Source organism: Nocardioides sp. Root140, assembly GCF_001426745.1.
GTDB lineage: Bacteria > Actinomycetota > Actinomycetes > Propionibacteriales > Nocardioidaceae > Nocardioides.
In genome coordinates this window covers 153677-177544 of record NZ_LMFI01000016.1, presented here as the reverse complement: position 1 = coordinate 177544, position 23868 = coordinate 153677, and the positions used below count along the sequence as shown (strand labels likewise).

Annotated in this window: 25 protein-coding genes; 18 read left to right on the top strand and 7 right to left on the bottom strand. The window is 70.3% G+C overall.

Going from position 1 to position 23868, the window contains the following annotated elements:
* Positions 1–36: 36 nt before the first annotated feature.
* Entirely contained in the window at positions 37–813 is a 777-nt protein-coding gene (locus ASD30_RS24865; RefSeq protein WP_056688711.1) for a hypothetical protein, read from the bottom strand.
* A 39-nt stretch (positions 814–852) separates the two neighbouring features.
* On the opposite strand from ASD30_RS24865, the gene ASD30_RS24860 reads away from it, so the two are divergent.
* The 7 genes from ASD30_RS24860 to proC all read left to right on the top strand — a co-directional run bounded on the left by ASD30_RS24860 (position 853) and on the right by proC (position 6740).
* Complete coding sequence (locus ASD30_RS24860) at positions 853–1818, top strand: Ppx/GppA phosphatase family protein (RefSeq protein ID WP_056688708.1); 966 nt, start codon at positions 853–855, stop codon at positions 1816–1818.
* Complete coding sequence (locus ASD30_RS24855) at positions 1815–2609, top strand: sugar phosphate isomerase/epimerase family protein (protein ID WP_056688705.1); 795 nt, start codon at positions 1815–1817, stop codon at positions 2607–2609. Before ASD30_RS24860 ends, ASD30_RS24855 begins: the two co-directional genes overlap by 4 nt.
* Positions 2606–3199, top strand: coding sequence for a TetR/AcrR family transcriptional regulator (locus ASD30_RS24850; RefSeq protein WP_056688703.1), 594 nt, complete (start codon positions 2606–2608; stop codon positions 3197–3199). Before ASD30_RS24855 ends, ASD30_RS24850 begins: the two co-directional genes overlap by 4 nt.
* A 252-nt stretch (positions 3200–3451) precedes the next feature.
* Positions 3452–4165: an ABC transporter ATP-binding protein gene (locus tag ASD30_RS24845; protein WP_056688701.1), complete on the top strand. Its 714-nt coding sequence runs from the start codon at positions 3452–3454 to the stop codon at positions 4163–4165.
* Positions 4162–4899: an ABC transporter permease gene (locus tag ASD30_RS24840; protein WP_056688698.1), complete on the top strand. Its 738-nt coding sequence runs from the start codon at positions 4162–4164 to the stop codon at positions 4897–4899. Before ASD30_RS24845 ends, ASD30_RS24840 begins: the two co-directional genes overlap by 4 nt.
* 81 nt (positions 4900–4980) lie before the next feature.
* Positions 4981–5916: a proline dehydrogenase family protein gene (locus ASD30_RS24835; protein WP_235532674.1), complete on the top strand. Its 936-nt coding sequence runs from the start codon at positions 4981–4983 to the stop codon at positions 5914–5916.
* A 20-nt stretch (positions 5917–5936) separates the two neighbouring features.
* Positions 5937–6740, top strand: coding sequence for a pyrroline-5-carboxylate reductase (gene proC / locus ASD30_RS24830; RefSeq protein WP_082564179.1), 804 nt, complete (start codon positions 5937–5939; stop codon positions 6738–6740).
* Positions 6741–6806: 66 nt separating this feature from the next.
* Here the strand turns inward: proC and ASD30_RS24825 are convergent, their stop codons facing one another.
* A complete protein-coding gene (locus ASD30_RS24825; protein ID WP_056688696.1) occupies positions 6807–7541 on the bottom strand; it encodes a lipoate--protein ligase family protein in 735 nt (244 codons plus the stop codon).
* A 111-nt stretch (positions 7542–7652) separates the two neighbouring features.
* Positions 7653–8603, bottom strand: a complete 951-nt coding sequence (gene trpS, locus ASD30_RS24820) for a tryptophan--tRNA ligase (RefSeq protein ID WP_056688694.1) — start codon at positions 8601–8603, stop codon at positions 7653–7655.
* A 413-nt stretch (positions 8604–9016) separates the two neighbouring features.
* On the opposite strand from trpS, the gene ASD30_RS24815 reads away from it, so the two are divergent.
* The 4 genes from ASD30_RS24815 (at position 9017) to ASD30_RS24805 (ending at position 11665) form a co-directional block, all read left to right on the top strand.
* Positions 9017–9217 carry a helix-turn-helix domain-containing protein gene (locus ASD30_RS24815; protein ID WP_056688692.1) on the top strand — a complete coding sequence of 67 codons (201 nt, stop codon included), beginning with the start codon at positions 9017–9019 and terminating at the stop codon, positions 9215–9217.
* 172 nt (positions 9218–9389) lie between these two features.
* The gene (locus ASD30_RS26235; RefSeq protein ID WP_008356322.1) at positions 9390–9491 is read left to right on the top strand and encodes a 30S ribosomal protein bS22; all 102 of its coding nucleotides are present in this window, start codon (positions 9390–9392) and stop codon (positions 9489–9491) included.
* Positions 9492–9507: 16 nt separating this feature from the next.
* Positions 9508–10545 (top strand): NAD-dependent epimerase/dehydratase family protein, encoded by a 1038-nt coding sequence (locus ASD30_RS24810; RefSeq protein ID WP_056688690.1) that lies wholly within the window; start codon positions 9508–9510, stop codon positions 10543–10545.
* On the top strand, positions 10538–11665 hold the full coding sequence (locus ASD30_RS24805; protein ID WP_056688688.1) for a lysophospholipid acyltransferase family protein: 1128 nt from the start codon (positions 10538–10540) through the stop codon (positions 11663–11665). The genes ASD30_RS24810 and ASD30_RS24805 overlap by 8 nt, the downstream gene beginning before the upstream one ends.
* A 66-nt stretch (positions 11666–11731) precedes the next feature.
* On the opposite strand, the gene ASD30_RS24800 is transcribed toward ASD30_RS24805, so the two are convergent.
* The 3 genes from ASD30_RS24800 to ASD30_RS24790 all read right to left on the bottom strand — a co-directional run bounded on the left by ASD30_RS24800 (position 11732) and on the right by ASD30_RS24790 (position 14742).
* Positions 11732–12859, bottom strand: a complete 1128-nt coding sequence (locus tag ASD30_RS24800; RefSeq protein WP_056688685.1) for a DUF5667 domain-containing protein — start codon at positions 12857–12859, stop codon at positions 11732–11734.
* Between the two features lie 121 nt (positions 12860–12980).
* Positions 12981–13751 (bottom strand): sigma-70 family RNA polymerase sigma factor, encoded by a 771-nt coding sequence (locus ASD30_RS24795; RefSeq protein ID WP_056688683.1) that lies wholly within the window; start codon positions 13749–13751, stop codon positions 12981–12983.
* A 103-nt stretch (positions 13752–13854) separates the two neighbouring features.
* Entirely contained in the window at positions 13855–14742 is an 888-nt protein-coding gene (locus ASD30_RS24790) for an HAD family hydrolase (protein WP_235532673.1), read from the bottom strand.
* A gap of 104 nt (positions 14743–14846) precedes the next feature.
* On the opposite strand from ASD30_RS24790, the gene ASD30_RS24785 reads away from it, so the two are divergent.
* From ASD30_RS24785 to hemB, 7 genes are all read left to right on the top strand, one after another.
* On the top strand, positions 14847–16508 hold the full coding sequence (locus tag ASD30_RS24785) for an AMP-binding protein (protein ID WP_082564159.1): 1662 nt from the start codon (positions 14847–14849) through the stop codon (positions 16506–16508).
* Entirely contained in the window at positions 16501–16743 is a 243-nt protein-coding gene (locus ASD30_RS24780; RefSeq protein WP_056688681.1) for a glutaredoxin family protein, read from the top strand. The genes ASD30_RS24785 and ASD30_RS24780 overlap by 8 nt, the downstream gene beginning before the upstream one ends.
* Positions 16744–16966: 223 nt before the next feature.
* Positions 16967–17653: a redox-sensing transcriptional repressor Rex gene (locus ASD30_RS24775; RefSeq protein WP_056688679.1), complete on the top strand. Its 687-nt coding sequence runs from the start codon at positions 16967–16969 to the stop codon at positions 17651–17653.
* Complete coding sequence (locus ASD30_RS24770) at positions 17650–18951, top strand: glutamyl-tRNA reductase (RefSeq protein WP_056688677.1); 1302 nt, start codon at positions 17650–17652, stop codon at positions 18949–18951. The genes ASD30_RS24775 and ASD30_RS24770 overlap by 4 nt, the downstream gene beginning before the upstream one ends.
* Positions 18948–19889 (top strand): hydroxymethylbilane synthase, encoded by a 942-nt coding sequence (gene hemC / locus ASD30_RS24765; protein ID WP_056688673.1) that lies wholly within the window; start codon positions 18948–18950, stop codon positions 19887–19889. Before ASD30_RS24770 ends, hemC begins: the two co-directional genes overlap by 4 nt.
* Positions 19886–21598, top strand: coding sequence for a uroporphyrinogen-III synthase (locus tag ASD30_RS24760; RefSeq protein WP_056688671.1), 1713 nt, complete (start codon positions 19886–19888; stop codon positions 21596–21598). Before hemC ends, ASD30_RS24760 begins: the two co-directional genes overlap by 4 nt.
* Positions 21599–21683: 85 nt before the next feature.
* A complete protein-coding gene (hemB, locus tag ASD30_RS24755) occupies positions 21684–22661 on the top strand; it encodes a porphobilinogen synthase (RefSeq protein ID WP_056688668.1) in 978 nt (325 codons plus the stop codon).
* Positions 22662–23370: 709 nt separating this feature from the next.
* On the opposite strand, the gene ASD30_RS26815 is transcribed toward hemB, so the two are convergent.
* Positions 23371–23868: hypothetical protein (locus tag ASD30_RS26815; RefSeq protein WP_200951249.1), on the bottom strand; the 498-nt coding region annotated here is incomplete at its 5' end.

Genomic DNA, 23868 nt, shown 5'->3' with positions numbered 1-23868 from the left:
CGAGACTGTTGTCGTGGAAGTGATCCGGCGGGTGGGTCAGCGCGGATCGGCGGGGTGGATCGCAAGCAGGGAACGCGATCGCAGGTGGTGCTCGCAGTGACGCGCCAGCTCGTCGTACGCCGGTTGCCCCATCAGCTCCACGAGCTCGGCGGCGTTCGTGACGTAGAACGGCTCCATCGCGACGTGCGCCTCGGTGTTGCCCGTGCAGTACCAGTCGAGGTCGTGACCTCCCGCGCCCCAGCCGCGGCGGTCGTACTCGGTCACGGTGACCTCGCTGTACGTCGACCCGTCCGGGCGTTCGACGTCGCGGTAGGTGCGCCGGATCGGCAGCTGCCAGCACACGTCGGGCTTGGTCTCCAGCGGGTTGCGTCCCTGGGCGAGGGCCAGTCCGTGCAGGGCGCAGCCGGCGCCGACCGTCCAGTTCTCCGTCGAGAAGTCGGCACGGTTGTGGAAGACGCACGCGTTCTGGCCGTCGACCTCGATGGCCAGCGTCTTGCGTGCGCCCTCGTCGTCCTTCTCGATCCAGTCCTTCTTGCGCACCTTGCGGCCCGGGTGGAACTGCCACGTGGTCTCGTCGAGCTGGTCGACGTACGCCGCGACGCGGTTCTCGTCGTCCTTGTCGGAGAAGTGCGCGCCGAGCGTGCAGCAGCCGACGTCGGGGGAGTCGCGATAGATGCCGGAACAGCCGGATCCGAAGATGCACGTGTAGTTCGAGGTCAGCCACGTGAGGTCGCAGCGGAAGACCTGGTCGGCGTCGCCGGGATCGGGGAACTCGACCCATGCGCGCGGAAAGTCGAGGGGCACTTCGGGCACGCGGCAACCATACGTGGCGGACGGGGATACCGTGGTGCCATGAGGCTGGGAGTGCTCGACATCGGTTCCAACACGGGTCATCTGCTCGTCGTGGATGCCCACGGTGGTGCTGCGCCGTTGCCGGCCTACTCCTACAAGGAGCCCCTGCGGCTGGCCGAGCACCTCGACGACGAGGGTGCGGTGTCGCAGGCCGGCATCGACGCGCTGACCGAGTTCTGCCGGCAGGCGCTGGTCGTCGCCGAGGACAAGGGCTGCGAGGAGATGCTCGGCTTCGCCACGTCCGCGGTGCGCGACGCGGGCAACTCGGACGCCGTCCTCGAGCACGTCCGCGAGGTCACCGGTGTCGACCTCGAGGTGCTGCCCGGAGAGGACGAGGCCCGCCTGACCTTCCTCGCCGTACGCCGCTGGTTCGGGTGGTCTGCCGGGCGGCTGGCCGTCTTCGACATCGGCGGCGGCTCGCTCGAGATAGCCGGAGGCCAGGACGAGGCGCCCGACGTGGCCTGGTCGTTGCCCCTGGGGGCGGCTCGGCTGGCCAAGGACTGGTTCGGCTCCGGTGTGCCCGACGAGGAGGGCATCCGCGCCCTGCGCCGCCAGATCCGCGCGGAGATCGCGCGCGACGCCGGCAACCTGCTGCGCGCCGGTGCGCCCGACCGCGCGGCGGCCACCTCGAAGACGTTCCGTTCGCTGGCCCGCATCTGCGGCGCCGCGCCGTCCGCAGACGGTCCGCTCGTGCCGCGCCAGCTGCCGGCCGCGGCCCTGGCCGAGTGGCTGCCCAAGCTGATCGCGATGTCGCCCGAGGAGCTCGCGGTGCTGCCCGGTGTCTCGCCGAGCCGCAGCCACCAGATCGTTCCCGGCGCGCTGGTGGCGGAGGCGGTGCTCGACATCTTCGACCTCCCCGCGCTCGAGGTCTGCCCGTGGGCGCTTCGTGAGGGCGTGATCCTCGAACGCTTCGACCAGATCAGCGTGCTCGAGGGCGTCTGGCCCGGTGGAACCAGCCTGAGGTGACTTCCCTCGTTGGTCTCTCCACGGCCTCGGTCTATCCCGAGTCGACGGCGCACGCCTTCACCTACGCGGCGAAGCTGGGCTACGACGCGGTCGAGGTGATGGTCGGCATCGACGCGCTGAGCCAGCAGACCTCCGCGATCAAGCAGCTCTCGGAGCACCACGCGATCCCGGTCTGCGCGGTGCATGCGCCGTGCCTGCTGATCACCCAGCGGGTCTGGGGATCCGACCCCTGGGGCAAGCTCGAGCGCTCGGCCGAGATGGCGAGCGAGGTCGGCGCCGACGTGGTCGTCGTACACCCCCCGTTCCGGTGGCAGAAGGACTACGCCCGCGAGTTCATCTGGGGCATCGAGGGGTTGGAGCAGTCGACCGGCATCGCGTTCGCCGTGGAGAACATGTACCCGTGGCGGGCCACGTCGCGGCGGGGCGTCGAGGTCTACCTGCCCGGGTGGGACCCGTCGGAGGAGGACTACGCGAACACCACGCTCGACCTCTCGCACGCCGCGACCGCGCAGTCCGACCCGCTGGCGATGGCCAAGAGGCTGGGCCCGCGCCTGCGGCACCTGCACCTGACCGACGGCAGCGGGACGCCCAAGGACGAGCACCTCGTGCCGGGCCGGGGCAACCAGCCGGCCGCCGAGCTGCTGGGCCACCTCGCCGAGGTCGGGTTCGAGGGGCACATCGTGGTCGAGATCAACACCCGGCGCTCGGGCACCTCCTCGGCCCGCACCACCGACCTGGCCGAGTCGCTGCAGTTCGCCCGGGACCACTTCGTCACGAAGCTGCCACGATGAGCTCCGCGCGTCGGGCCGGACGACGGCCCGGCTCTCCCGACACCCGTGCCGCGATCCTCGACGCCGCACGGCAGCTCTTCGGCACCCGGGGCTTCGCCGGTACGTCGGTGCGCGCGATCGCCCAGTCCGCCGGCGTCGACCCGGCCCTGGTGCACCACTACTTCGGCACCAAGGACGCGCTGTTCCTGGCCGCGTTGCGGTTTCCGGTCGACCCGCGGGTGCTGTTGGCCCCCGCGATCGCCGAGGGGCCCAAGGGTGCGGGCGAGCGGATGCTGCGGGTCTTCCTTTCCGTCTGGGACGACCCGGCCCTGCAGCTGCCGTTGTTGGGACTGGTGCGCAGCATCGCCGAGCCAGACGGCCAGGTGCTGCTGCGCGAGGGCTTTCTCAAGGTCGTGATCGGACCGGTCGGCGTGGCGCTGGGCATCGACGAGCCGGAGCGTCGAATGCCGCTGGTCGCCAGCCAGGTGCTCGGGCTGATCATGGTGCGGTACCTCTTGAAGGTCGAGCCGCTGGCCTCGATGTCGCCCGACGAAGTGGTGGCGATCTACGCGCCCACCCTCCAGCGCTACCTCACGGGCGAGCTTCCCTGAGCTCCGAAGAACTCACGACGGGTCGGAGGCGCGGTCCTCACCGGCTGGCCGGCTGGGTCGCTCGCTGAAGCGCCGATGTCCGAGAGCCTCGGCGGACCGTTCAACATGCAGTTCGCGCCAGGGCCAGCGTCCGTGAGCGTGCGTCGTACGACGTACTGGCCGAACTGCATGTTCGACGGTCCGTCCTCCGCGGGGCGACAGTGTGAAAGGGGTGGGTTGTCATCCGGACGACTCGGGAGCATAATTCATCACATGATGAATAACGCGGTGGAGGTGCACGGACTCGACGTGGTCCGCGGCGCCAAGGAGGTCCTCCACGGGCTCGACTTCACGATCCCCGTGGGCCAGGTGACCGGACTGCTCGGCCCGTCGGGCTGCGGCAAGTCCACGTTGATGCGCGTGCTCGTCGGCGTGCAAGCGGGAGTGAAGGGCGAGGTCACGGTGTTCGGTGCGCGGGCCGGGTCCCGCGCCCTGCGCGACCGGATCGGCTACGTCACCCAGGCCGCGAGCGTGTACGACGACCTCAGCGTGCGCGAGAACCTGCGCTTCTTCGCCAAGGTGCTCGGCGTCGGCGCCGACCACGTGGACCGCGTCATCGAGTCGGTCGACCTCGGGTCGCACGCCGACGCGGTCGTCGGCAACCTCAGTGGCGGCCAGCGCTCCCGGGCCAGCCTGGCCGTGGCGTTGCTCGGCACCCCCGACCTGTTGGTGCTCGACGAACCGACGGTCGGCCTCGACCCGGTGCTGCGCGAGGACCTCTGGGCGATGTTCCACCGCCTCGCCGACGACGGTGCGGCGGTGCTGGTCTCGAGCCACGTGATGGACGAGGCCGAGCGCTGCGACCGACTCCTGCTGATGCGCGACGGCGTCTTCATCGCCGACGGAACGCCCGACGAGATCCGCGCGAAGGCCGGTGCCGACGACATCGAGCAGGCCTTCCTGACCATCGTGAGGGGTGCGGCATGAACCCCCGGATCACGTTCGCCGTGGCCGGCCGGGTGCTCACCCAGATCCGCCGGGACCACCGCACCCTGGCCATGCTCCTGGTGCTGCCCTGCCTGCTGATGTCCCTGCTGTGGTGGATGTTCGACGACCTGCCCGGCAACACCTTCGACCGGCTCGGTCCCGCGCTGCTGGCGATGTTCCCCTTCATCATCATGTTCCTGGTCACCAGCGTCACCACGCTGCGCGAGCGCACCAGCGGCACGCTCGAGCGGCTGCTGTCGATGCCGATGGGCAAGGGCGACTTCCTGGTCGGCTACGCCCTGGCGTTCGGTGCCATCGCCACCGTGCAGTCGATCCTCGCGGTGGTGCTCAGCGTGGGGCTGCTCGGGCTCGACGTCGAGGGACCGGTCTGGTTGCTCACCGTCGTCGCGGTGGCCGACGCCGTCCTCGGCACCGCGCTCGGCCTCTTCGTCAGTGCCTTCGCGCAGACCGAGTTCCAGGCCGTGCAGTTCATGCCACTGCTGGTGATCCCGCAGATCCTTCTGTGCGGCCTGTTCGTGGCGCGCGAGCTCCTGCCCGACGTGCTCGGCGTGATCAGTGACGTCCTGCCGCTCTCCTACGCGGTCGACGCGATGAGCACCCTGACCACGACCACCGAGACCGGCGACGTGTGGGGCGACCTGGCCGTGGTCGTCGGCTTCGCGCTGGCCGCCCTGGCGCTCGGTGCGGCCACGCTGCGTCGACGTACGACCTGAGCGGACGTAAGGGGCATTCACCCGGAGTGGTCGGCACACCCGACTGGGATCTGCGGGGACTTTCAGCGTAGCCTTGGTCACATGTCCTTGTTGCGTGAACCGCTGCTGCTCCTTGCCCGGAGCGAGCGCGTGAAGAAGCTGGTCAGCACCCTGCCCGTGTCGTCGGGGATCGTGCACGGTTACGTCCCCGGTGAGTCCAACGAAGAGGCCGTCGACGCGACGGCCACCCTGGTCGAGGACGGCCTGACCGTCACGCTCGACTTCCTCGGCGAGGACACCCTCGACGCGGCCCAGGCCGACGCCACCGTCGAGGCCTACCTCAATCTGCTCGGCCAGCTGTCGGCCCGAGGCCTGGCCCGCAAGGCCGAGGTCTCGGTCAAGCTCAGCGCGATCGGCCAGGCGCTGCCGAGCATCGGCCACAAGACCGCGCTCGAGAACGCCCGCACCATCTGCCGGGCCGCGCGCAACGCCGGCACCACGGTCACCCTCGACATGGAGGACCACACCACCACCGACGCGACGCTGGCGATCCTGGCCGAGCTGCGCCAGGACTTCCCCGAGACCGGCGCCGTGCTGCAGGCCTACCTGCACCGCACCGAGGAGGACTGCCGCGCGCTGGCCCACCAGGGCTCGCGGGTGCGACTGTGCAAGGGCGCCTACAACGAGCCCGAGTCGGTCGCCTTCCAGGACAAGCTCGACGTCGACAAGTCCTACGTGCGCTGTCTCAAGGTGCTGCTGCGCGGCAGCGGCTACCCGATGATCGCCACGCACGACCCGCGCATGGTCGCGATCGCGTCGTCGATCGCCGCCGATGCCGGTCGCGACAAGGGCACCTACGAGTTCCAGATGCTCTACGGCATTCGTCCCGAGGAGCAGAAGCGACTGGCGGCGTCCGGAGAGACGGTGCGGGTCTACCTGCCCTACGGCCAGGAGTGGTACGGCTACCTCATGAGACGTCTCGCCGAGCGACCGCAGAACCTGTCATTCTTCGTGAAGTCCTTGGTCTCCAAGAAGTAGTCACAGAAGGGGTGGACCGCGTGGCACAGACCGCCATCATCGGCGCCGGCGTCATGGGCGAGAGCCTGCTGTCCGGAATGCTGCGGGCCGGTGCTGCCCCGGACACGCTCCTCGTCGGTGAGAAGCGTGCCGCCCGGGCCGGTGAGCTCGAGGACCGGTACGGCGTCACCGTGGTCTCCAACGTCGAGGCCGCGCAGAAGGCCGACACCCTCGCCCTGGTGGTCAAGCCGCAGGACATGGGCGCCGTGCTCGAGGAGATCGAGCCGCACCTCCGCCCCGGCCAGCTGATCGTCTCGCTGGCTGCCGGCATCACCACCGCGTTCATCGAGTCCCGCATCCCCGACGGCGTGGCAGTGGTCCGCGTCATGCCGAACACGCCCGCCCTGGTCGACGAGGGGATGGCCGCGATCTCGCCCGGCTCGCACTGCGACGAGGAGCACCTCGCCGAGGCCGAGCAGCTGCTGGGTGCCACCGGTCACGTGATGCGCCTCGACGAGAAGCACCTCGACGCGGTCACCGCGATCTCCGGGTCCGGCCCGGCCTACGTCTTCTACGTCGTCGAGTCGATGATCGAGGCGGGAGTGCACCTCGGCCTGCCGCGTGCCACCGCCACCGAGCTGGTCATCCAGACCGTCGTCGGCTCGGCGAAGATGCTCCGCGAGACCGGCACCCACCCGACCGTCCTGCGCGAGCAGGTCACCTCACCGGCCGGCACGACCGCCGCCGCGATCCGTGAGCTCGAGGTGCACAAGGTGCGTGCCGCGTTCCTCTCCGCCATGGAGGCCGCCCGCAACCGCTCCCAGGCCCTCGCCGAAGGTTCCTGACGTCCTTCCCTGTCGCGAACCGTGGATTCTTGCGTCGCGAACCGTGGATTCTTGATGACTTGCCGGTCAGTCCACCCGGTGGTCGCCGACCATTGACCGGGCCTCGTCGAGGCTGCCGTACGCCGACTCGGTGAGCCCGAAGCGGTCGTCGTACGCACCGATGAACGCCTCCTCGAGCACGTCGACCCCCACGCCTGACTCGGTGGCGACGGCGCCCACCGACGCCGGGTCGAAGCGGACCTCCAGGGCGTCGTAGACCCGGGCCAGCAGGGGCTGCAGGCTGGGTGCGTCGTCGACGATGACCACGGAGCTGAACAGCCACGCGTCGCGCACCATGCGCTGCGCCGTGCCGATCAGCTTCACCTCGCCGCGCGCGTTGATCGAGTGCGCCCCGGGGCAGTACTCGCCCGGCACCTCCCCGACCCGGGCGTCGATCCCGAAGTCCGCGAGCACGCCGGCCAGCATGGCGCCGTAGTCCTCGAACCTGTCATCCATCCCGCCCAACGACGCGGGGTCGCGCTGCACGTGGTCGATGACGAGTGCGGTCGTCGTACACGCCACGGCGCGGCCGCCCGATGCGCGAACGACGGGCGTGAAGCCGGCGTCGCGACAGGCCTGCGCTGCGGCCGGGAAGCCGGGACGGTTGGTGTCCCGGCGCCCGAACGCCACCATCGTCGTCGGCCGGAACACGCGCAGCGCGGCGTCGATCTCGCCCCGGCTGGCCCGTCGGAGCAGGGCGTGTGAGGCAGCCATCTCGAGGGCAGGGTCGGCATCGGCCACGCGGCCGCGAAGGAGATCCACCCCAGCAACCTAGTGGGCTGGCCCCTCCGGCGATCAAGGCGGAACATCACAGTCACCCAGTGACTGCGATGTTCCGCGTTGACTCAGTGCTCGTCCAGCGAGGCTGCCGGGTCACAATCCCATGGCGGTGCGGGCGGCGGCCAGCGCCGGGGCAGTGACCTGCCGACACGTCGCCGCACCGCTCTCGAAGACCTCCGTGACCGCGGCGTCGTCGAGGTCGGCGAACCGCTTCTGGATCGGCTCGAGCTCGTTGACCACTGCCTCGGTGACCGCTGCCTTGAGTGCGCCGTACGTCGTGATGCCGTCGGCCGATCCGCCACACGCGGTGAGGATGTCGAGCAGGTTCGTCACGCCCGGCTTGGCGTCGCGGTCTGCGCGCACCGAGGCGGCGCCGACCTCGGAGTCCGTGACGGCCCGTGCCACCTTCCGGCGTACGACGTCGGGCGGGTCGAGCAGGTAGATGATGCCGGCACCGTCGACGTGCGACTTGCCCATCTTGGTGGTCGGGTCCTGGAGGTCCATCACCCGCGCACCGGAGGGTGGCGTGACGATCTCCGGCACGGTGAACACCTCGCCGTACAGCCGGTTGAAGCGGAGCGCCAGGTCACGGGTGAGTTCGACGTGCTGGCGCTGGTCGTCGCCGACCGGCACCTGCTCGGGTCGGTAGAGCAGGATGTCGGCCGCCATCAGTGCCGGGTAGGTGTAGAGCGAGGCGCGGGTGGAGGGCTGGTCGCGGCCCTTCTCCTTGAACTGGATCATCCGGTTCAGCTCGCCGGTGTGCACCGTGGACTCGAGCAGGAACGAGAGCTCGGAGTGCGCGGGCACCCGGCTCTGCACGAACAGCGTGCTCCGGTCGAGGCCGACGGCGACCATCAGACGGGCCATCTCGGCGCTGAGCGCCCGCAACCTGGCCGGTTCGTGCGGCACGGTCAGCGCGTGCAGGTCGGCGATGCCGTAGAAGCCGCGGCCCTCCGCCTGGCCGGCCACCATGGGGCGCAGGGCTCCGAGGTGGTTGCCGAGCGTGAGGTGACCCGTGGGCTTGAAGAGCGAGAGCTTGATCATGGTGACTCCTGGGGGTGAGGGCCCACGGGTCAGCCGAAATGCACGACGGCCGCCCGAGGGCGGCCGATTTTCGAAGGGGTGCGTCGAAGTGGGGTCCGCCGGTCAGGCGGGCCACCACTGGGTGGAGCGGTTCGTCAGCACCCCTCGATGGTGCCACAACTGGGCCAACCACCAAGAACCCACGGCTCGTGCATCAACAATCCACGGCTCGCGACGCAACAATCCACGGCTCGCGACGCAACAATCCACGGTTCGTGGGGGAGTGAGTTCAATCCGACACGCCGAGTGCCCAGAACTATTTTTCCGTCCACCCTTCCCCACAGGTCACATCAGGCCCTATTCTCACGGGAGTGAGGCACGCTGATCACTCGTGGGGAAGCGAGTGACGTGCCGGAGGAAAGTTGTGGTGTGCCATGGCAAACTCGGGCGATATCTCCGAGGTGAAGTTCCTGACGATCGCTGAGGTCGCGGCGACTATGCGCGTGTCCAAGATGACCGTCTACCGCCTCGTGCACAACGGGGAGCTCCCCGCCGTCCGGGTCGGCCGTTCCTTCCGCGTCACCGAGAAGGACGTCAACGCCTATCTCGAGCGCAGTTTCTTCGACGCAGGCTGAGTCTGTTCAGACTGAGTCCGGGCTCCCGGGGAAGCGCCGGGGCCCAATTCCTTCCAGAGCCGGATAGTGGTCAATTGACCGCTGGTTTCTGCTGCCTGCCCATTGGCGGATAGGCTGTGCCGGTCGTCCCGGCCGCTCTGTCGGGCGCGACCACAGCTCTGGAAGGAAAACAGTGGGTTCAGTCATCAAGAAGCGCCGTAAGCGTATGGCGAAGAAGAAGCACCGCAAGCTCCTGAAGAAGACGCGCGTCCAGCGCCGCAAGCTCGGCAAGTAAGACTCGGGGCGGGGTCATGGGCAGGGTCGTCCTGGTCACCGGGGTCTCGAGGGACCTCGGGCGACGGCTGGCGCGCGAACTTGCCGACGACCCCGCCGTAGATCGCGTCATCGGCGTGGACATCGTCCCGCCGCGTGGTGACACCTCCGGTGTCGACTTCATCCGTGCGGACATCCGCACGCCCGTGATCGCCAAGGTGATCGCCAAGGAAGACGTCGACACGGTCGTCCACATGAGCGTCATCGCCACCCCTGGTGGCGTCGGCGGTCGGGGGACGATGAAGGAGCTCAACGTCATCGGCACGATGCAGCTCCTCGCGGCCTGCCAGCGCGCCCCGGGGCTGCAGCGACTCGTGGTCAAGTCGACCACCACGGTGTACGGCGCCAGCAACCGCGACCCGGCGATGTTCACCGAGGAGATGAACCCGAAGCGCACGCCGAGCTCGGGCTACTCCCGCGACGCCTACGAGGTCGAGGGCTACGTGCGCGGTTTCGCGCGCCGACGACCCGACGTCGAGGTGGCGACCCTGCGCGCGGCCAACATCCTCGGCCCCGGGGTCCAGTCGCCGATCACCCAGTACTTCAAGCTGCCGGTGCTGCCGACCGTCCTCGGATTCGACCCGCGCCTGCAGTTCCTGCACGTCGACGACCTGATGGCCGTGATGCGCCACGGCGTGCTCTCCGATGCCGTCGGCACGTTCAACGTCGCTGGCGACGGCGTCATCATGCTCTCCCAGGCCGCACGCCGTATGGGTCGCGCCACCCTGCCGCTGCCGTCCTTCGCAGTCGGCGGCCTCGGCACCGCCCTGCGCAAGCTCGGCCACGCGGACTTCTCGCCCGAGCAGGTCAAGTTCCTGACCTTCGGTCGCGGCGTCGACACCACCCGGATGCGCACCGAGCTGGGCTTCGAGCCGCAGTACACCACCGCCGGCGCGTTCGCGGACTTCGCGGCCACCCTGCCGCCGGGCATCCACTCACCGGGGCGCCTTGCCTCTCCGGACAACGTGCTGGCCGGACTCTCCCACCAGCTGACGCGAGGAGACGCCCGTGGGTGACGCAGACATCATCCCGATCGGCACCCGTGGCCGCCCCGGTCGCGGCAGTGGCAGCAAGCGACCGTCGTCGGCCGCGCGCGGATTGGCCACGGGTCGCAAGGCCGCTTCCAAGCCGACCCGGGTGAAGGCCGACGAGCCGACGACCGACACCCCGGTCATCGAGCAGCCGGCGGTGCGCACACCCGGGACGTCGGCGACCACTGCGGTCGACCGCGCCCCCGGCGGCGGTATCCCGATCGGTGACTGGCTGAGCGCGATCAACCAGGCCGCCCGTGAGGTCTTCGGCACCGACTGGGAGCCGCGGCTGGCCCACTTCCTCGCGTTCCTGCGCCGCCGCGTCAACGGCGAGTACGTCGTCGACGAGTACGGCTTCGACGCGGAGATCACCGAGAAGTTCTTCATGGCCGCCCTTCGCCCGGTCGCCGAGAAGTGGTTCCGCATCGAGGTGCGCGGCCTCGAGAACATCCCCGCGGAGGGCGGCGCGCTGGTGGTCTCCAACCACTCCGGCACGGTGCCGATCGACGGGTTGATGACCATGGTCACCACGCACGACAAGGCCGGCCGGTTCCTGCGTCCGCTCGGTGCCGACCTGGTCTTCCAGCTGCCCGTGGTCGGCGGTGTGGCCCGCAAGGGCGGCGCCACCCTCGCGTGCAGCGAGGATGCCGAGCGCATGCTGCGCCAGGGCGAGCTGGTCGGAGTCTGGCCCGAGGGCTTCAAGGGCATCGGCAAGCCGTTCTCCGAGCGCTACAAGCTCCAGCGCTTCGGCCGCGGCGGATTCGTCTCGGCCGCACTGCGCACCGGCGTACCCATCATCCCGCTGTCCGTGGTCGGTGCCGAGGAGATCTATCCGTTGGTCGGCAACGTGCCCTCACTGGCCCGGTTGCTCGGCATCCCCTACATCCCGATCACGCCGTTCTTCCCGCTGCTGGGCCCGCTCGGACTCGTGCCGCTGCCCTCGAAGTGGCTGCTGGAGTTCGGTGAGCCGATCCGCACCGACGAGTACGACGAGAACGCCGCCGACGACCCGATGCTGGTCTTCAACGTGACCGACCAGGTGCGCGAGACGATCCAGCAGTCGCTCTACAAGCTGCTGATGGAGCGCAAGTCGGTCTTCGGCTGACCTGCGAGAACGCGACCTTCGCGGGCTGGTCCTCGAAGGCCGACCAGCGTACGGAGAGGCGACGGCTCAGTCGCTGAGCAGACCGCCGTCACCGAGGATGGGCCCGAGCAACGGGTCGAGCGTCGTGGTGACGGGGCCGAGCACGCCGTTAGTGCCGAGCAGGAGCTCGTTGCCGCCCTTGAGCGTCCCCTCGACCGCCTTGACGGTCTTCTTCACCGTCTTGGGGGTTTCCTCGGTGATCGTCTTCGTCGGGTCGGACGTCGGGGAGTCAGGCGTCGAGTCGCCGCCGACCGGGGGCAGCGGGATGACGTCCTTCGGGTCGATCGCCTGGTTGGGCGTCGAGTCGCCGGGAGTGGAGGCCTTCTGCTTCGGGGTGACCACGGGGCCGGGGTCGGCGCTGCCCAGTGCACTGGTCAGCCGGGCGGGCAGCTGCAGGATGCCGCCGGCGCACTCGGGGCAGAGCTTGGTGATCTCGTCGTCGATGCGGGTCAGCACGGTGGTGGCGTTGCGCAGCGAGTCGGTGACCGTCGAGGGGAGCAGCGCGTCGAGGTCGACCAGCTTCTTCATGCTGGAGTCGACGAAGCCGTTGAGCTCGACGAGGGGATCGGTGTCACCGGTCTCGCCGTACTCGGTGAAGATCAGGTCGGCGCCCTCCCCGGCCTGGCTGGAGAAGTCGTCGAGGGTGGACGGCAGCTGGTCGGCCCGGCTGGAGTCGACCTGGCGGGCCAGCGCCTCGACCTCGAGGAGACGGCCGGTGGCCTGGTCGAGGACGGTCTCGCTGCGGGCGGTGTCGTCGAACGTGAGGGAGGACTGGATGCCCTCGATGGCCCGTTTCACCGGGTAGAGCGTGTCGCCCGGGAGGGTGCCCTGGGCCGCAACGGCGACCGAGGTCGTGGCGCCCAGGAGAGCCGCGGTGCCGGCCAGGACGGCGATGCGCCGGTCGCGGTGGCTGCGCGGGTGGGCCGGCAGGGCCAGCTTGCGGTCGACCTCGGTCAGGGCGACGTCGGCCTCGGCCATCAGTCGGGCCCGCAGGTCCGCGACGAAGTCGGGCCGCGGCGCGGGGGCCTCGACCGAGCGCATGGCGGAGACCAGTTCGAGGAGGTCGGCATGCCGTGAGTTGTGGCTGCCGCCCGCGCCCTCGAGCTGGGCGTTGAACTCCTCGGCACGCCTGTGTGCCGGAAGCACCGAGATCATCGCGCTCTTCCTGTCGGTTCGTTCACGTCACGCCGGCCGCACGCAGCCGTCGGCAGTGACCCTGTCGACAGGAACAACGAGGCGCGGGGAACCGAGGTTACGGTCTGAGACGTAGGCGACATCAGTCCCTCATCCCCGCGGGCAGCAACTTCGCCAGGTTGCGCACGCCGCGCAGCTGCAACTGCTTGACTGCGCCGTCGGAACGGGCCAGCACCTGGGCAGTCTCGGCGATGCTCATGCCCTGGAGGAACCGCATGATCAGGCACTCCTGCTGCTCCTTGGGGAGCTTCTGCAGGGCGGCCAGCAACGACTCGTTGGTGAGCGACGCGAGGACGGCGGACTCGGGTCCGTCGGTGACGTCGTCGTGGGCGCCCATGTCCTCGGTGGTCATCTCGAGGCGGGTGCGGCCGGCCTTGAAGTGGTCGGTGGTCAGGTTGCGCGCGATGGTCATCAGCCAGGCGCCGAAGTCCTTGCCCTGCCAGCGGAAGTTGTTCATCGACCGCAGCGCACGGAAGAACGTCTCCGAGGCGAGGTCCTCGGCCAGGGTCTGGGACCGGGTGCGGTAGTAGAGGAACCGGTAGACCGCCGGGTGGTAGTGGTCGAAGAGCTGCCCGAAGGCCTCCTTGTCGCCTCCACGGGCCAGCTCGACCAGTGCGATCATGCGTTCGCGGTCGGCTTCGTTCTCCGCGGAGGACGCGGCCTGGTCGGCGTCGTCGTACGACCCGTTGCCGCCGCCGGAGGGACGGGTGCCGGCGAGGACGTCCTGGGTGAGCACGACGCCGGAGTCGCCGGCGAGGCCGTGGGCCAGCTCGGGCTCAGCGGCGAGGGTCGCGAGAACCGCGTCCCGCAACGCGGTCATGCCGCGCGCGAGGTCCTGCGCTCCCCAAGACATCGATCCTGCCCTCCCGCGGTCCTCTCCCTGGCCCGCTACCCAAGAGTAGGTAATTTTCGGTCATCTGTGAACACCTCTCCAGAATGTGAGGTGCCCGACACGTTCAGTTGCGGTTGCGGCGCAGTGCTGCTGCTGCGGCGACCGACCCCGTTGCCGCTCCGGCGACGGCGCCCAGGACCAGCCCGGCCCGGGCGGCCTTGCGTCCGGTGCGGTAGTCCCGGATCCGCCAGCCCTGCTCGCGGGCGTGGGCCCGCAGCTTCGCGTCCGGGTTGATCGCCACCGGGTCGCCGACGAGCCCGAGCATCGGCAGGTCGTTCGAGGAGTCGCTGTACGCCGAGCAACGGGTCAGGTCGAGGTGCTCACGCGCTGCGAGGGCCTTGATCGCCTCGGCCTTGGCCTCACCGTGGAGCATGTCGCCGACCAGGCGGCCGGTGTAGACGCCGTCCTCGTGCTCGGCCACGGTGCCCATCGCGCCGGTCAGTCCGAGTCGGCGGGCGATGATGCTGGCGATCTCGATCGGTGCCGCGGTGACCAGCCAGACCCGCTGGCCCTGGTCGAGGTGCAGCTGGGCCTGGGCGCGCGTGCCCGGCCAGATGCGGTGCGCCATCGCCTCGTCGAAGATCTCCTCGCCGAGCTCCTCGAGCTCGGTGACCGTGTGTCCGGCGATGAAGCTGAGCGCCGAGTTGCGGGCCTCGGCGACGTGCTCGGGGTCCTCGACGCCGACGAGGCGGAAGTAGGCCTGCTTGTAGGCCGCGCCGACGATGTCGCGGGTGGTGAAGAACTTGCGGCGGTGCAGCCCACGGGCGAGGTGGAAGATGCTGGCGCCCTGCATGATCGTGTTGTCGACGTCGAAGAACGCCGCCGACCCCGGGTCGGGCGGGACGTCGAGGGCGGACTCCACCTCGGTCGCCGCGGCCGCGGCCTCGCCGGCCATCGTCGACCGCGCCTTGAGGTCGATCCGACGGGGAGCCTGGGGCCGCTTGTCGTTCACGCCTCCACCCTAGTGGGCAACCCACGTTGCGGAGGCGCGCTCTGCGTACCCCGGGGCGTTCGGGTTCTCGCCAGCGACCGACCTTCGTGTGGAAGTATCTGCGCATGACGAACTCGGTCGCCGACCTCCTGACGTCGGCCGCGCGCGAACTGCCCGACGGCATGGCGGTCGTCGAGGCGTCCAGCGGACGCCGGGTCACGTGGTCGGAGCTCGAGGACGAGGTCGACCGGGTCGCCGCCGGCTATGCCAACGAGGGCGCCGTCGCCGGCTACCGCGTGATGCTCGTGCTCGGCAACCGCATCGAGTTCGTGACCAGCTACCTCGGGGCGTTGCGCGCGCAGCTGGTCGTCGTACCGGTCAATCCGCGGTCGACCGCCAACGAGCTGGCCCGCATGCTGGCCGACTCCGGCACCCGCATCATCATCGCCGACACCGACACCGTGACGGTGGTCCGCGAGGCCCTCCAGATCGTCGAGCGGGCCCGCAACGGCGAGTTCGAGGGCATCGACCCCGACGACCTGGCCGACGTCCCGAAGCCCCGTCTGGTGACGGTCGGCTCGACGTTGCAGCCGGGGGAGCGGTCCTACGCCCACCTCAGTGCCAGCCACGGCCGCGCGCTCCCCGCGCTCCAGGACCCCGAGACCCTGGCCGCGCTCCTCTACACCAGCGGTACGTCGGGGCGCCCGCGCGCGGCCATGCTCAGTCACCGGGCACTGCTGGCGAACATCGAGCAGATCGCCGAGGTCCAGCCCCCGATGCTGGCCGCCGACGACGTGGTCCTCGGGGTGCTGCCGCTGTTCCACGTCTACGGCCTCAACGCCGTGCTCGGCGCCTCGCTGCGGCTGCGGGTGCGCGTGGTGCTCGCCGACTCCTTCGAACCGGGCGGCACCCTCGACCTCATCGAGGACGAGGCGATCAGCGTGGTGCCGGTGGCGCCGCCGGTGTTCGCGCACTGGCTGCCGCTCGACGACCTCGCCGAGCGCCTGGGCCCCGTGCGGCTGGTGCTCTCGGGCTCGGCGCCGCTGGCGGCCGAGGTCATCGACTCCTTCGTCGAGAGCACTGGAGTCGCGGTGCACCAGGGCTACGGGCTGACCGAAGCGGCGCCGGTGGTCACCTCGACGCTGTGCAGCAAGGACGCGCCCACCGGCTCGGTCGGTGCGGCGCTGCCCGGCATCGAGATCCGGCTGCGAGACGAGGCCGGTCACGACGTCGAGGGCGGCGACCCCGGCGACATCGAGATCCGTGGCGGCAACCTGTTCAGCGGCTACTGGCCCGACGGTCGCGAGGGACCCGACGGCGACGGCTGGTGGGCCACCGGCGACGTCGGCTTCCTCGACACCGACGGGGACCTCTTCCTGGTCGACAAGCGCAAGGACCTCGTCATCGTGTCCGGCTTCAACGTCTACCCCTCCGAGGTCGAGGAGACCATCGCGAACGTCCCCGGGGTGCAGGCCTGCGCCGTGATCGGGGTCGAGGACCCGCTCACCGGCGAGGCGGTCGTGGCCTACGTCGTGGCCACCCCTGACGGTGACGAGGCCGGGCTCGAGGAGGCGGTGCGTGCCCGCTGCGCCGACCGGTTGGCCCGCTTCAAGCAGCCCACCACCGTGCACGTGGTCGACGAGCTGCCCTACACCGTCACCGGCAAGGTGCAGAAGGGCCGGCTCCGCGCCGCCGCCCGCCAGCGGGTGGCCCTCTTCGACGAGCCGACCGACGAGCCGACCGACGAGCCGACCGACCAGCCGACCGAAGAGGCGTCCGGTGGCTGAGCCCCGGGTCCGGCTCTACGGCCGCACCGGCTGCCACCTCTGCGACGAGGCGCGGCTGGTCATCGAACGGGTCTGCGCCGACCTCGGGGAGTCCTACGACGAGGTCGACATCGACGCCGATCCCGAGCTGCAGGCACGCTTCACCGACGAGGTCCCGGTGACGTTCGTCGACGGGCGCCAGCACGACTTCTGGAGGGTCGACGAGGCCCGGCTGAGGCAGGCCCTGACCGGCTGATCGGGACCCCCGTGAGATGGGTCACCCCGCCTGTGGTAGCCACGGTGCGGACTCGTTTTGTTCTTCCGTTCACAAACTCCTAAAGTGAACGACGCCGCAAGGAACACCGCCTCGCATTCCAGCCAGGTGATGAATCGTGCCTGGCGGCGCCTTGGAGACGAGACAATTGACCGCACGGACGCCCGCCGCCGGCAGCCCCCATGGGGCTGCACCTGTCGACGGCGTGGCCCGAACCGCTGGTCGTGAGATCCCCGAGGCGACCGTGGCCCGGCTGCCGATCTACCTCCGGGCGCTGACCGTGCTCGTCGAGCGCGGCATCGGCACCTGCTCCAGCGAGGACCTCGCCACCGCCACCGGCGTGAACAGTGCGAAGCTCCGCAAGGACCTCTCCTACCTCGGCTCCTACGGCACCCGCGGGGTCGGCTACGACGTCGACTACCTGCGCTACCAGATCGCCCGCGAGATCGGCGTCACCCAGGACTGGCCGGTCGTCATCGTCGGCATCGGAAACCTCGGCAACGCGCTGGCCAACTACTCCGGGTTCCGCTCGCGAGGCTTCCGCGTGGTGGCCCTTCTCGACGCCGCCCCCGAACGCCACGACGAGGCGGTGGCCGGTCTTGAGGTGCGTCCCTTCGACGACCTCGAGGAGATTGTCGCCGCCGAGTCCGTCTCCATCGGCGTGATCGCCACGCCCGCGGTGGCCGCCCAGGATGTCGCCGACCGCATGGTCGCCGCCGGCGTCACCAGCATCCTCAACTTCGCCCCGACGGTGCTCTCGGTGCCCGAGGGAGTCGACGTACGCAAGGTCGACCTTTCCATCGAACTCCAGATCCTCGCCTACCACGAGCAGCGCAAGGCGGCTCCCGACGCGGACCTGGGCCACGCAACGGACCAGGAGGTGATCGCGTGAGCATCCTCGTGGTCGGAATCTCACATCGCACAGCCCCGGTGGACCTCCTCGAACGTCTCGCCCTCGACGAGGACGGTGTCGCCAAGCTGCTGACCGACGTCATCGGCGTCGACCACGTCGCCGAGGCCACCGTGCTGGCCACCTGCAACCGCCTCGAGATCTACACCGAGGTCGAGCGCTTCCACGGCAGCGTCGAGGAGATCTCGCGGCTGCTCTGCGACCGGGGCGCCGACCTGGCGCTCGACAACGACCTGCTCTCCTGCCTCTACGTGCACTACGACGACGGTGCCGTGTCGCACCTCTTCCACGTCGCCGCCGGGCTCGACTCGATGGTCGTCGGCGAGGGCCAGATCCTCGGCCAGGCCCGCGAGGCGCTCCGCTTCGGCCAGGAGTCCGGAACCGTCGGTCCCGCGCTCAACGTGCTCTTCCAGCAGGCCCTGCGGGTCGGCAAGCGCTCCCACGCCGAGACCGACATCGACCGCGCCGCACCCTCCATGGTCTCGGCCGCCCTCGACCTGGCCGCCGCCGACATCGGCAGCGTCGCCGGCAAGCGCGTCGCCGTCGTCGGGGCCGGCGCGATGGCCGCACTCTCGGTGGCCACCGTGTCCCGCCTGGGCGCCGCCGACATCGCCGTGCTCAACCGCACCGAGGGCAACGCCGAACGCCTCGCCACCGAGTACGGCGCCCGCTCGCTGCCCCTCTCCGAGATCACTCACGAGCTGGCCACGGCCGACCTGGTGGTCTCCTGCACCGGCGCCACCGGTCAGGTGGTCACCGCCGGCCAGGTGGCCGCCGCACGGGCCGGCAACCACGACCCCCTGGTCTTCCTCGACCTGGCCCTCCCGCACGACGTCGACCCGGCCGTGGCCGACCTCCCCGGCGTCTCCGTGATCGACCTGCGCCGACTCGCCTCCGACCTCTCCGGCACTGACGGTGCCCTCGAGGTGATCGGCGTCCGCGAGATCGTCGGCCAGGAGGTCGCCGCCTTCGTCAGCGCCCGCCGCAAGGCGAGCGTCACCCCGACCGTGGTCGCCCTGCGCAGCATGGCCACCGACGTCGTCGACGGCGAGATCGAGCGGCTGCTCACCCGCCTGCCCGACCTCGACGACGCGTCCCGCGCCGAGGTGGAGCAGGCCGTACGCCGGGTGGCCGACAAGCTGCTCCACCAGCCCACCACCAGGGTCAAGGAGCTCGCCAACGAGACCGGCGCCGTGTCCTACGCGGCTGCCCTGCGCGAGCTCTTCGCCCTCGACCCGGAGGCCGTCGACGCGGTCACCCGAGCGGGGCGTCTGACATGACGATCAAGATCGGCACCCGCGCCTCCCTGCTGGCCCGCACCCAGTGCGGCCATGTGGCCGAGATGATCAGCGAACGCCTCGGCGTCGAGGTCGAGCTCGTCGAGATCACCACCGAGGGCGACGTCTCTCGTGCCCCGTTGGCCACGCTCGGCGGCACCGGCGTCTTCGTCAGTGCACTGCGCGACGCCCTGCTCGAGGGTCGGGTCGACGTGGCGGTGCATTCCCTCAAGGACATCCCCACCGCACCCACCGAGGGCATCACCCTGGCCGCCGTACCCACCCGCGAGGACCCGCGCGACGTGCTGGTCGCCCGCGACGGGCTCACCCTCGGTGAGCTGCCGCAGGGCTCCGTCGTCGCCACCGGGTCGCCGCGCCGGGCCTCCCAGCTCGGCGCCCTCGGTCTCGGTTTGGAGATCGTGGGACTTCGCGGGAACATCGACACCCGCGTCGGCAAGGTCACCTCGGGTGAGGTCGACGGCGTGATCCTGGCCCGTGCCGGGTTGGCGCGCATCGGTCGGCTCGAGCTGGTCACCGAGACCATCGACCCGATCCAGATGCTGCCGGCCCCGGGGCAGGGAGCCCTCGCCGTCGAGTGCCGCACCACCGACACGGAGCTGGCAGCACGGCTGCGCGAACACCTCGACGACCGGTTCACCCGGGCCGCCGTGGAGGCGGAGCGGGCCGTGCTCAGCACGCTGGAGGCCGGATGCTCGGCCCCGGTGGGAGCACTGGCCGAAGTGGTCGACGACGGGCAGGACGGACACGAGGTCTGGATCCGCGCCGTGGCGTTGTCGCACGACGGCACGATCGACATCCGCAGATCAGCGAGTGGCCCACTCGCCGACGCGGCAGGAGTGGGCACCCGGTTGGCGGCCGGAATGCTCGAAGAGGGCGCAGCTGAACTGATCGACACACCAGGTAGAAGGCAGCAGGCATGACTGGACGAAAGATCAAGACCACGCCGGCCCCCGCATCCGTGCAGGGCCCGTCAACGATCCCTTCGCAGGCACGCGGGTGGGTGGCATTCGTGGGCAGTGGCCCCGGTGACCCCGACCTGTTGACCGTGCGGGCGGCCGAGCTGCTCCGCGACGCCGAGGTCGTCGTCACCGAGCTGCCCGAGCATGCCGCGTTCGTGCGCGCCGTGCTCGGCATCCCGGAGCCGCGGATGGTCGCCGACGAGGACGGCAACGAGACGCTCGAGGAGGCCGCCGGCCCCGAGATCGTCGACGGTGGGTTCGGCCCCGACGGCCAGCCGCTGACCCACGCGAACCGCGCCAAGGTGGTCGTCAAGCAGGCCAGGCGCGGGCTCCGCGTCGTACGCCTGATGAACGGCGACCCGTTCCTCTACGCCTCCGGGCCCGAGGAGGCCCAGGCCTGTGCCAAGGCCGACATCGGCTTCGAGATCGTGCCCGGTGTCTCGTCGGCCACCGCGGTGCCGGCGTACGCCGGAGTGCCGCTGACCACGCGCAACAACCGCGAGGTCGCCGTGGTCACCTGTGGCGAGAAGATCGACTGGAGCCGGTACGCCGACAACCGCACCCTGGTGCTTCTCTCGGCGGTCGGCTCGATCGGTGACATCGCCAAGGCACTGATCGACGCCGGTCGCTCGGCGACGACTCCTGTTGCGATGACCCAGTCCGGCACGACCACCACCCAGTCGACCGTCACCTCGACGCTCGAGCGCATTGCCGCCGACGCCCGCGCCGCCAAGATCGCCCCGCCGGCGATCACCGTGGTCGGCGACGTGGTCAACCTGCGCGAGACCCTGTCGTGGTTCGAGACCAAGCCGCTCTTCGGCTGGCGGGTGCTGGTGCCGCGCACCAAGGAGCAGGCCGGTTCGCTGACCTCGCGCCTGCGCGGCTACGGCGCCGTCCCCGAGGAGGTGCCGACGATCTCGGTCGAGCCGCCGCGCAACCCGCAGCAGATGGACAAGGCCGTGCGCGGCCTGGTCGAGGGTCGCTACGAGTGGATCGCGTTCACCTCGGTCAACGCGGTCAAGGCCGTGCGCGAGAAGTTCGAGGAGTACGGCCTCGACGCACGTGCCTTCTCGGGCCTCAAGATCGCCGCCGTCGGCGACAAGACCGCCGCGGCCATCGCCGCGTGGGGCCTGCGCGCCGACTTGGTGCCCTCGGGCCAGCAGTCCGCTGCCGGCCTGCTCGAGGACTGGCCGCCGTACGACGACGTGCTCGACCCGATCAACCGGGTCTTCCTGCCCCGCGCCGACATCGCCACCGAGAACCTCGTGGCCGGCCTGATCGACCTGGGCTGGGAGTGCGACGACGTCACCGCCTACCGCACGGTGCGGGCCACGCCGCCGCCGGCGCCGACGCGTGACGCGATCAAGTCGGGCAAGTTCGACGCGGTCGTGTTCACCTCGTCCTCGACGGTGCGCAACCTGGTCGGCATCGCCGGTAAGCCGCACGCCTCCACCGTGATCGCGGTGATCGGTCCGGCCACCGCCAAGACCGCCGAGGAGCACGGCCTGCGGGTCGACGTGATGGCCAGCGAGCCGTCGGTCGAGGTGCTCGTCGACGCGCTCGCCGACTTCGGTGCCACGCGTCGTGCGTCGCTGGTCGAGAGCGGTCAGCCGGTCACCAAGCCGTCCGACCGCAAGCCGTCGACCCGTCGCCGGGCCACGACGTCCTGATCCATCCGTGACGTCCTGCGTCGGGGTCGCTCCGGCGGCCACGACGCAGGACGTCCGGCATTTCCCACCCGAGCGGAGGAGCAGCATGGAGTTCCCGACAGTCCGACCCCGCCGCCTGCGTCGTACGCCGGCACTGCGCGCGATGGTCGCGGAGACCTCGCTCGAGGCGCGCCAGCTGGTGCTGCCGGTCTTCGTCCGTGAGGGCGCCACCGAGCCGGTCCCGATCTCCTCGATGCCCGGCGTCGTGCAGCACACCCGCTCGTCGCTGAAGGAGGCCGCCGCCGAGGCCGCCTCTCTGGGACTCGGCGGCGTCATGCTCTTCGGCATCCCGTCCGAGAAGGACGCCACCGGGTCGGGTGCGCTCGACCCCGACGGCATCCTCAACGTGGCGATCGCCGACGTCGTCTCCGAGGTGGGTGACGCGCTCACCGTGATGAGCGACCTGTGCCTCGACGAGTTCACCTCGCACGGCCACTGCGGCGTCCTCGACGACGCGGGGCGGGTCGACAACGACGCCACCCTCGAGGTGTACGCCGAGATGGCCCGCGCGCACGCCGCCGCCGGGGTGCACATGGTCGGACCCAGCGGGATGATGGACGGCCAGGTGGGGGTGGTCCGCGCTGCCCTCGACGACGCCGGTGCCTCCGACGTCTCGATCCTGGCCTACTCCGCGAAATACGCCTCCGCGTTCTTCGGACCGTTCCGTGAGGCGGTCAACTCCTCGCTCCAGGGCGACCGGCGCACCTACCAACAGGACTCCGGCAACGCCGTCGAGGGCGTCCGCGAGGCGTTGCTCGACATTGCCGAGGGCGCGGACCTCGTGATGGTGAAGCCGGCCCTGGCCTACCTCGACGTCATCCGCCGGGTGCGCGACGCGGTCGACGTACCCGTGGCGGCGTACAACATCTCGGGGGAGTACGCCATGGTCGAGGCCGCGGCCGCCAACGGCTGGATCGACCGCGAGGCCGCGATCATGGAGACGCTGCTCTCGATCCGCCGGGCCGGTGCCGACGTGGTGCTGACCTACTGGGCCGCCGAGGCCGCCCGCCTCCTGCGCCGCTGAGGTTCGTCGCCGCGCTGTCTGTACGCCGGCATGTGCACCGCCTTGCCCACGGGCGTGTGCCCGTCTTGCCCACCGGCGTGTGCACCGCCTGGCCTACCGGCCTGTGCCCGGCCGGGCAGTCACCTGCTGCACGCAGCACGGTGCACAAGGTCGAGCACACCGTCACCGCCGGTGACGCTGCCCGTGCGCTTCGCCCCTGCGGATCTGGCCGTGGCCAGCTCGCGGCGCCGATGGTTGCTCATGTCGACATACAGTTCACGCCGCACGGGCGACGGCTGAGCGTGGCCTTGGGGCTGCGACCGCTGAACTGTATGCCCAGATGAACGTCACGGGTCATCGGCGACCGGTTCCTCGCCTGCCTCCGGGCCGCAACGGACCGTAGGACAGGTAACTCGGCGACTTCGGTCCGGATCCGAGCGTGGACCTGGTGCCGAGCCCCCGACTTACCTGTCGCACGGTCCGCCGGCGCCGATGCGCTCTCCGGTGCTGACCGACTGTGCCGCCGCCGGTGCCCTGCCCTTGTGCACCGCCTTGCTGTCATCAGGTGACTGCGATCCGGTGCACAAGCGCTGCGACGCCGCCTGATCAGACCGAGTGACGCGAAACGGACGGCGTCTGCACGCGGAGTGGTCCGTTTCGCTGCACCCGGTGGCGCAAATGCCGAACGGCCCGGACTCCGTGTGGAGTCCGGGCCGTTCGAGGTGTCAGATCAGAGGCCGTACGACGCGAGGCAGCGCTTGTAGTAGGTGCTGTCTCCTAGGTGCGCCAACGTCAGCGACTCGGCGGTGCACTTGACGGGCGCCAGCGTCGCGACGAGGGTCTTCTCGATCGGTCCGAGCAAGCCGGTCACGGTCGCGACGACCGGGTCGGTGGCCTTCTTGATGGCCTCGCCTGTCTTCGTGAGCGTGCCTGCCGGGTCGTCGCCTGGGTCGGTCGTGCCTGGGTCGGTCGTGCCTGGGTCGGTCGTGCCCGGGTCGGTCGTGCCCGGGTCGGTGGTGCCGGTCGAGGGGGACTCAGTCGACGGGGACTCCGGGTCGCCGGTGTTGCCGGTGTTGTTGCCGCCGGAGGCAGTGTGCGGGGAGCCGACCTTGCCGCCGTTGGTGGGGTGCGTGAAGGTGTACGTCGGCGGGATGTAGACCGCGGAGGTGGTGCTGTTGGGCACCGAGGTGTAGTCGCCGTCCATGTAGGCGTTCATGATCCGCAGGAC